Genomic DNA, 8,128 nt, shown 5'->3' with positions numbered 1-8,128 from the left:
GTGCACACCCTTGCTGGCCGACTCGTACCGCTCCATCACCCGGACGGCCTCGGCCTTGGCCTTGGTCGCCTCCTGTTTCGTGGGCAGGTGATCGTCGAGCAACTGGTCGGCGAGGAGCGCGGCGTCGGGGCCGCTCGCGTTCACGTCGTAGCCTTCGCGGAACTGGCGCTCCGCCGAGTAGTACACCGGTTCGGGCATCTGATGACGCGCCTCGACGACCGCGCTCGTGTAGGTGTCGAGCCCTTCGCCGACCTGCCGCATGGACGAACTGGCGCCGGCGGCCCATGCGGTGAGGTTCGACGCGGATTCCGCGGCCCGCACGGCCGACCCGCCACGCCAGGACAGCAGCAGTTTCTGCACGGTCTTGTGGACCTCGGCGGTGGCCGAGTCCACGTCGAGGGCGAGCTGGGCCCAGCGGTGGGCGGTCCCGCCCATGGCGGCCAGGTCCGCCGTGTTGATCATGTCCCAGAGCTGCCGGTGCTCGTAGGCCGCCCAGTTGATCTTGCCGAAGGCCGCGTCACGCTGGTTCGCGGCGCGGATGCGGCGCAACCGCTGGAGGCGCCGCCGCTGGCTCGCCGTCGGCGGATGATCCTCCGAGTAGTACCGGTGCTTGCGATGCGTGTTGTACGGCAGATACTCAGAACCCATCCGGCTACCTCATCTGTCGTTGTCGGCGCGGAGCGCGCCGAGCGCGGCCCTCGCCTCGGCCTCGTTCTGCTCATGACCGGCGGCCGCCTGCCGGATCGCGTCCCGCAGCGCGGAGAGCTCGTCCAGGTAGTCCCGGAGGGTCGCCTGCACCCCGAACTCGGCCGAACCCCGCAGGTGGAAGGCCTTCCGCAGGTGCGCCGAGACCGGGCCGCTCCCGTCCTGCAGCGGCGCTTCGAGTTCCCTGGCCCGCTCGAGCAGCCCCGCCAGTTCGTCGTACCGCCTGCCGAGCTCCGCCTCCGCGGCGGCGATCTCCCCCGGGTCGAGTTCGATGCGGCCGCCGTCCTCGCCCACCAGTTCGGCCGAGCCCGCGCCGGTGGGCCTGGCGATGTCCCTGGCCCTCTCCACGGTCCCCGAGTGATGCGGCTCCTTGGCACGCAGCTCGCGAAGCAACCGCCTCGCGTCGGCCTTGTCCTGCAACCGGTACTCGTCCACCCAGTCCCCCTTCACACGAGTCCGGACAAACTCGGTGCTCGAAACCAGTATGGCAACAACGCCGGTTATGTGACACCTCTTTCACCAAGGTCACCAAGATCGACATCTCAGGGGTCCGGGCGCGGGCATCGGCCGTGAAGGGTCCCTTCACAGTCGAATCGACCGTGAAGGGACCCTTCACGGCTCACGGCCGTTCGGCGATGCCTCCCCAGACGTAGTGCCGCACCTCGTCGTCGTCCGCCGCGAGCTCCTGGGTCGTGTCGGGGCGCCAGTCGGGCAGGTGGACCAGTCCGGGCTCGACGAAGCGCCAGTCCCCGAAGAACTCCCCGACCTCGTCACGGGTACGCACCCAGTACGGGTTACTGGTGCTCTTGTACGCCTCGACGACCTTCAGCGCGCCGGACACCTCTTCGGTGGGGATGTCGTCCATCGTCACGTGGGAGATGGCGAGCCAACTGCCGGGCACGAACTTCTCGCGGTAACGCGCGACCAGATCGACGGGCGCGTCGTCGGGGCCGAGGAAGTGCAGTGCCGCGACCAGCAGCACGCACACCGGCCGCGTTGGGTCGATCAGCCGTTTGGTCTCCGGATCGCTGAGGATGCGCTCGGGTTCGCGCAGATCGCCCTGGACGAAGCTCACCCAGTCGGTGACCTCCTGCTGGTCCAGGGTGATGCGGGCGTGCGCGGCGGCGACCTCCTCGTAGTCGACGTAGACCACCGTCGCCTGCTCCCCCTCGGGCAGGGCCTCCCGCACGACCTCGTGCACGTTGCCCACGGTGGGCACCCCGGACCCCAGGTCGAGGAACTGCCGCAGCCCGGCGTCGACGGCGGCGCGGACGACGCGGTTCATCCAGGCGCGGTTCGACCGGGCGATCGGGCGGACGATCGGGAAGCCCGCCAGCACCTTCTTGCCGAACTCGCGGTCCACGGCGTAGTTGTGCGTGCCGCCGAGGAACCAGTCGTAGATGCGGGCGGCGGACGGCTTGTCGACGTCCACTCCCTCCGGGGCGGGCGGGGCGGCGTCTTCCTGAGGAGCCATGGCACGTGTTCTACCGCACAACGGTCCGCCGCGGAGACCCTCCCCGTGGGACTGCGCCAAACGGAGGTGTCACCAGGACCGTTCGGCCCAACGGTTATCCAAAAAGGACAGGTCAGCCCGCGGTCTCCGGTCCGGGGTGGACCGTCATCCGGACCCCCTCGGCGAGGCGATACGGCTGGGTGTCCACGAAGGCGCCGAGCAGGCGGCGCAGGCGCGAAACCTCCGCGCGAACGGTGACGAGGTGCTCGGCGTCGCCGAACAGGGCGCGGCTGAGCGCTTCGGCGGAAAGCCCGGCCGGACCGGCGGTGTGCAGGAGCACGAGGATCTCGGCGTGCCGTTTGGTGAGCCTGCGGCGCCACCCGGTGTCACCGGCGCGCATCCGCAGCAGCGGTGTACGGGACAGGTCGAGGTCGAGCAGCACCGTCCGGCCCGGGCTCGAAGGCCGGACCAGCCAGCCGCCGGGCAGTCGTTCGGGCAGGCAGGCACCGAGCCCGGGCACCGCCACGGCCTGCCCGGCGACCGGCACGGCGATGCGCTCGCCGACCGCGACCCCGCTGCTGTGCGCGACCCACCCGTTGTCGTCCACCAGCAGCGCCGGGCCGGAGACCGCGGTCAGCAGCGGTTCCCCCGCCTGGCGCAACCGCTCCAGCCGCAACTGGTGACCGCGCCACAGCTGCGATTCCGCCAGCCGCCGCCCCGACTCGACCAGCGCCCCGATCGCCGGATGCAGGGTGAGGGCAGGCCCGCTGACGTCGATCACGCCCAGCAGCTCCCCGGTGCGCGGATCGTGCACCGGGGAAGCGGTGCAGTACCACGGGTGCTGGTCCTGTTCGAAGTGCTCGCCCGCGAGCAGTTCGACCGGTGCGGCCTCGGCCAGCGCGGTCCCGATCGCGTTGGTGCCCACCTTCGCCTCGGTCCACTCGGTGCCCTCGAGGAAACCGAGGGAGTCGGCGCGGCGCCGGACCGAAGAGGCCCCGTCGCGCCAGAGGATCACGCCGTCCGCGTCGGTCACCACCAGCAGGGTGTGCGAAGCGTCCGACACCGCCCCGAACACCTGTTTCAGTTCCGAGATCACGTCCCGCAGCGGCGATTCCCGCCGCCGTCGCGCGAGTTCGCCCTCGGGCAGGCAGTCGCGCGCGTTGAGGCCGTCCGCGGTGAGGCCGAGGCGCTGCACGCGGGACCACGAGCGGGAGACGACGTCACGGGGGCGCAACTCGGGACGGCCGCCCGCGATGACCACGTCGTGCATCCGGACCAGGTCGCGCGCGTAGTCGGGCAGGTAGCGCCCCGGAGGGAGCGCGCCGTGAACACGCACCAGTCCCACCTCCCGCACCCTTGCGTTAGCCAGAGCATAGGTCGCGCCCGCACCGGCCGCCAGGCACGGAAAGACACGGAAAGACACGGAAAGACACGGACGGGCGTGCAATTCCTTGCAACCCTTTCGCCCCCGCCCGCGCGGGGAGTGTCATCACTGAGCCATCAACACGCCATCAATGCCGACGGCAGGGAGTTTCGATGACACAGACGATGGACCCGGTGACGCTCCCCGGTTCCCCGCAGGCGAGGGTCGACGCCTGGCTCTCCGAGTTCGAAGCCGCGCTCGCGGCCCGCGACATCCCCCGCGCGGCGGGGCTGTTCGCGCTCGACAGCTACTGGCGGGACCTGGTGTCCTTCACCTGGAACATCAAGACCGTCGAGGGGCGCGAAGGGGTCGAACACCTGCTCTCCGCCTGCCTGGACGGCACCGATCCCTCCGGTTTCCGCACCACCGAGCCCCCCACGGAGGCCGACGGCGTCGTCGAAGCCTGGATCGAGTTCGAAACGGCCACCGGACGGGCGAAGGGGCACCTCCGCCTCAACGACGAGGGCGCGTGGACGCTGCTCACCAGCCTGCGGGAACTGAAGGACTTCGAGGAGCCCCAGCGCGACCGGCGACCCAAGGGGGTCTACCACGGCGCGATCGAGGGGCGCCGGTCCTGGGCGCAGGAACGCGAGCGCGAGCAGACCGAACTGGGCTACCAGCGGCAGCCCTACGTCGTGGTCATCGGCGGCGGGCAGGGCGGCATCGCGCTGGGGGCCCGGCTGCGCCAGCTCGGCGTGCCCGCGCTGGTGGTGGAGCGCAACGACCGCCCCGGCGACTCCTGGCGCAAGCGGTACAAGAGCCTCTGCCTGCACGACCCCGTCTGGTACGACCACCTGCCCTACCTGCCCTTCCCGGAGAACTGGCCGGTCTTCGCGCCGAAGGACAAGATCGCCGACTGGCTGGAGATGTACACCCGGGTGATGGAGGTGCCGTACTGGACCCGGTCCGAGGTCACCTCCGCGGTGTACGACAGCGAGACCGGGCGGTGGACCGTCACCGTCGACCGGGACGGCGAACAGGTCGTGCTCACCCCGCACCAGCTCGTCTTCGCCACCGGCATGTCCGGCAAGCCGAACATGCCGTCGTTCCCGGGCATGGAGCTGTTCGAAGGCGACCAGCACCATTCGTCGCAGCACCCCGGTCCCGACGCCTACGCGGGCAAGAAGGCGGTCGTGATCGGCTCGAACAACTCCGCCCACGACATCTGCGCCGCCCTGTGGGAACACGGCGCCGACGTCACCATGGTGCAGCGGTCCTCAACGCACGTGGTCAAGTCGGACTCGCTGATGGAGATCGGACTGGGCGATCTGTACTCCGAGCGCGCGCTGCGCTCCGGGATCACCACGGACAAGGCCGACCTGATCTTCGCATCGCTGCCCTACCGGATCATGCACCGGTTCCAGATCCCGGTGTACGACAGGATCCGCGAGCGCGACGCCGACTTCTACGCCCGGCTGGAGAAGACCGGGTTCCGGCACGACTGGGGCGACGACGGCTCCGGGCTGTTCATGAAGTACCTGCGCCGCGGCTCCGGCTACTACATCGACGTGGGCGCCGCGGAACTGGTCGCCGACGGCAAGATCAAGCTCGCCCAGGGACAGGTCGACCACCTGACCCGCGACGCCGTGGTGCTCGCCGACGGTAGGGAACTGCGAGCCGATCTGGTCGTCTACGCCACCGGGTACGGCTCGATGAACGGCTGGGTGGCGGACCTGGCCGGGCAGGAGATGGCCGACCGGGTCGGCAAGGTGTGGGGCCTGGGTTCGGACACCACCAAGGACCCCGGCCCGTGGGAGGGCGAGCAGCGCAACATGTGGAAACCCACGCGGCAGCCCGGCCTGTGGTTCCACGGCGGCAACCTGCACCAGTCCCGCCACTACTCCCTTTACCTGGCCCTGCAGCTCAAGGCTCGCTACGAGGGGATCCCCACCCCCGTGTACGGCCTGCAGGAAGTCCACCACCAGTCCTGACCACGGCCCGGGAGGAGCCCGACCATGAAGGCAGCACGTTTCCACGGCCCCGGCGACATCCGGATCGACGACGTCCCGGAGCCGGCGACCCGCCCCGGCACCGTCAAGGTGGAGGTCGAATGGTGCGGAATCTGCGGCACCGACCTGCACGAATACCTCGAAGGCCCGATCTTCGCGCCCCCGGCGGGCAGCCCGCACCCGCTCACCGGGGAGACGGTGCCGGTCACGCTCGGGCACGAGTTCGCCGGGGTGGTCAGCGAACTCGGTGAGGGAGTGGACGATCTGCGGGTCGGCGACCGGGTCGCGGTCGAACCGTACCTGGTGTGCGGGCGCTGCGACCCGTGCCTGCAGGGCCGTTACAACGTCTGCCAGTCCCTCGGTTTCGTCGGGCTGTCCGGGGCGGGCGGCGGGTTCTCCCGGTTCGTGGTCGCCGAGCGGCGCTGGATCCACCCGCTCGGGGCACTGGGCACCGACGTCGGCGCGCTCGTCGAACCCCTCGCGGTGGCCTGCCACGCGGTGCGGCTGTCCGGGGCGCGCCCCGGGCACACCGCCACCGTGTTCGGAGCGGGCCCGATCGGCCTTGTCACCACCGCGGCGCTGCGCGCCGCCGGGGTGGAGGAGGTCATCGTCGTGGAACCGGCCGAGGTGCGCAAGGAAAAGGCGCTCGGGGCCGGGGCCGGGCACGTCCTCGATCCGTCCACTGTGGATGTCCCGGAGGCGGTGGCGGAGCTGACGAAGGGACGCGGCGCCGACGTCACCTTCGAATGCGCCGGGATCGACGCGGTGCTGCGCTCGGCGATCCTGTCCACCAGGGCGGGCGGTACCTGCGTCAACGTCGCGATCTGGGGCCACGACGCCACGGTTTCGATGAACGACCTGGTGTTCCGCGAGGTCAACGTGCTGGGCAGCCTCGCCTACTGCGGTGATCACCCCGCCACCATCGCGATGATCGCGGACGGCAGGGTCGACCCGTACCAGTTCATCACCGGCCGCATCGGACTCGACGACATCGTCCACAAGGGATTCGACGAACTGATCAACAACAAGGAGGAGAACGTCAAGATCCTCGTCCGTCCCGTCTAGGGCCGCGCCGTGAGGGGTCCCCTCACGGTCGTAACGGCCAGGGTCCCGGCAAAGTCGCGTGAGTGTTGGCCGTGAAGGGTCCCTTCACAGTCGATTTGACTGTGAAGGGACCCTTCACGGCTTTGCCCCAGCCCCTCCACGGCTCGCTCCAGCCCCGCTCAGGGCGCGGCGGGCACGCTCAGGCCGAGTTGGGTGCAGACCAGCAGGGCCACCTCGATCTGCAGCCGGTTCTCGGTGAGCGGATGGCCGAGGATCTCCTCGGCCTTGCGCACCCGGTAGTGCACCGTGTTCTTGTGGACGTGCATGCGTGCCGCCGCGTCGGTGAAACTGCCGCGGGCGTCGAGGAAGACCTGCACGGTTTCCCGCAGGCGCGTCATCGCTTCGTCGTCCCGCATGAGATCGCCGAGTACGCGCCGGGCCCACGCCCCGACTTCGGCCGCGCGATCGGCCAGCAGGCTCGACAGCGCGACCTCGGAGTGCAGGACGAGCACGTCCCGGGAGCCGCGACCGGTCACCGCGACCCGCTGGGCGCGCTGCGCGTCCCGGAAGGTCTGCCGGAACCCGCCGAGCCCCGACGAGGGGTCGCCGACCGCGATCCGGAGGGCGGTGCGCTCACCGAGTCCGCGGCGGAGGCACGCGGAGTCGAGGGCGGGCCTGCCCGCCGAGGAGATCCACGCCCAGCTCGTCCGCTCGTCCACGGAGATCATCACCGGGATCTTGCCGGTGGCTTCGGCCAGCATCGCCGACGCCGCGGCGAACTGCGCGGCATCCGGTACCGCGGCTTCGCTCCACACGACGGCCGCCAGGTGCCACCCCCGCAACGAGGTCCCCAGCATCTGCTCGGCCGAGGCCAGGTCCAGCCCCTCGGTGTCGAGCACGGCCCGGACCTGCGCCCCGCGCGCGGCATCGGAACGCGCGTTCCATCGTTGCCGCTCGTTCTCGTAGATGTCGATCAGGCCTTCGATGATCTGATCGATGTAGCTGTTGGTGAGCAACGCGATCCGGCTGGACGCGGCGAGCGCTTCGCCGGTGCTCAGGTCGAGCTCGCTCAGTTCGGCGATCGCCCGCTGCAGGAACCTGTGCTCCCCCAGGCGGTAGGCCCGCAGGAGCGCTTCGAGCGACAGGCCGTGCTGGGCGAAGCGGCGGGCGTACTCGGCCGCCGCCGGCGGGACGGTGATGTCGTCGAGGGAGATGTTGAGCGCGAGCACGTCGGCGATGGCCCCCAGGTTCGACGAGGTGCTCGCCACCATCAGCCGCCGCACCGCGTCGTCGTGCCGGAACTCCGGGATGACGTCGACGAACATCGAGGTCATCTCCGTGGTGAGACGGTCGAGGTCGGCCTGGATGCGCCGGGCGGCCTCCCGCACGATTCCGTCGACGCTGTCCATGGCCGGACAGTACCCGAGCGCGAGACCGGCCGCGCTTCACCCGAAAGCGGGACGCGGACCGTATCCCGGGCAACCCAGCGTCATGCTTTGTGACCGCGGCACAAAACCGCTGGTCCAGCCTGGGATGCAGGCCCATGGTTTCGCC

7 protein-coding genes are annotated in these 8,128 nt (G+C 70.3%); 2 read left to right on the top strand and 5 right to left on the bottom strand.

The features are described from left to right. The 4 genes from FNH05_RS25980 to FNH05_RS25965 form a co-directional block, all read right to left on the bottom strand. On the bottom strand, positions 1–648 hold a 648-nt coding region (locus FNH05_RS25980; protein WP_144591341.1), incomplete at its 3' end, for a PPE domain-containing protein. A 9-nt stretch (positions 649–657) separates the two neighbouring features. Further along, positions 658–1,140: a hypothetical protein gene (locus tag FNH05_RS25975; protein ID WP_144591340.1), complete on the bottom strand. Its 483-nt coding sequence runs from the start codon at positions 1,138–1,140 to the stop codon at positions 658–660. Positions 1,141–1,324: 184 nt separating this feature from the next. Further along, complete coding sequence (locus tag FNH05_RS25970) at positions 1,325–2,179, bottom strand: SAM-dependent methyltransferase (protein ID WP_144591339.1); 855 nt, start codon at positions 2,177–2,179, stop codon at positions 1,325–1,327. A gap of 112 nt (positions 2,180–2,291) precedes the next feature. Next, positions 2,292–3,494 (bottom strand): sigma-54-dependent transcriptional regulator family protein, encoded by a 1,203-nt coding sequence (locus tag FNH05_RS25965; RefSeq protein ID WP_144591338.1) that lies wholly within the window; start codon positions 3,492–3,494, stop codon positions 2,292–2,294. Positions 3,495–3,694: 200 nt separating this feature from the next. Between FNH05_RS25965 and FNH05_RS25960 the strand changes: the two genes are divergently transcribed. Together FNH05_RS25960 and FNH05_RS25955 are read left to right on the top strand one after the other, a co-directional pair. Then, positions 3,695–5,512 (top strand): flavin-containing monooxygenase, encoded by a 1,818-nt coding sequence (locus tag FNH05_RS25960; RefSeq protein WP_144591337.1) that lies wholly within the window; start codon positions 3,695–3,697, stop codon positions 5,510–5,512. 24 nt (positions 5,513–5,536) lie between these two features. Beyond that, a complete protein-coding gene (locus FNH05_RS25955) occupies positions 5,537–6,595 on the top strand; it encodes a 2,3-butanediol dehydrogenase (RefSeq protein ID WP_144591336.1) in 1,059 nt (352 codons plus the stop codon). 158 nt (positions 6,596–6,753) lie between these two features. Here the strand turns inward: FNH05_RS25955 and FNH05_RS25950 are convergent, their stop codons facing one another. Beyond that, positions 6,754–7,983 (bottom strand): PucR family transcriptional regulator, encoded by a 1,230-nt coding sequence (locus FNH05_RS25950; protein WP_144591335.1) that lies wholly within the window; start codon positions 7,981–7,983, stop codon positions 6,754–6,756. Positions 7,984–8,128: the final 145 nt, after the last annotated feature.

It is taken from the genome of Amycolatopsis rhizosphaerae, from assembly GCF_007713715.1.
Classification (GTDB): domain Bacteria; phylum Actinomycetota; class Actinomycetes; order Mycobacteriales; family Pseudonocardiaceae; genus Amycolatopsis_E; species Amycolatopsis_E rhizosphaerae.
Note: the sequence above shows the minus strand (reverse complement) of the source record. Positions and strands in the feature narration are given on the sequence as shown.

Excerpts from the sequence above, each read along its gene's own strand:
- FNH05_RS25955 (WP_144591336.1), top strand. The coding sequence starts at position 5,537 with ATGAAGGCAGCACGTTTCCACGGCCCCGGCGACATCCGGATCGACGAC.
- FNH05_RS25970 (WP_144591339.1), bottom strand. The coding sequence starts at position 2,179 with ATGGCTCCTCAGGAAGACGCCGCCCCGCCCGCCCCGGAGGGAGTGGAC.
- FNH05_RS25960 (WP_144591337.1), top strand. The coding sequence starts at position 3,695 with ATGACACAGACGATGGACCCGGTGACGCTCCCCGGTTCCCCGCAGGCG.
- FNH05_RS25950 (WP_144591335.1), bottom strand. The coding sequence starts at position 7,983 with ATGGACAGCGTCGACGGAATCGTGCGGGAGGCCGCCCGGCGCATCCAG.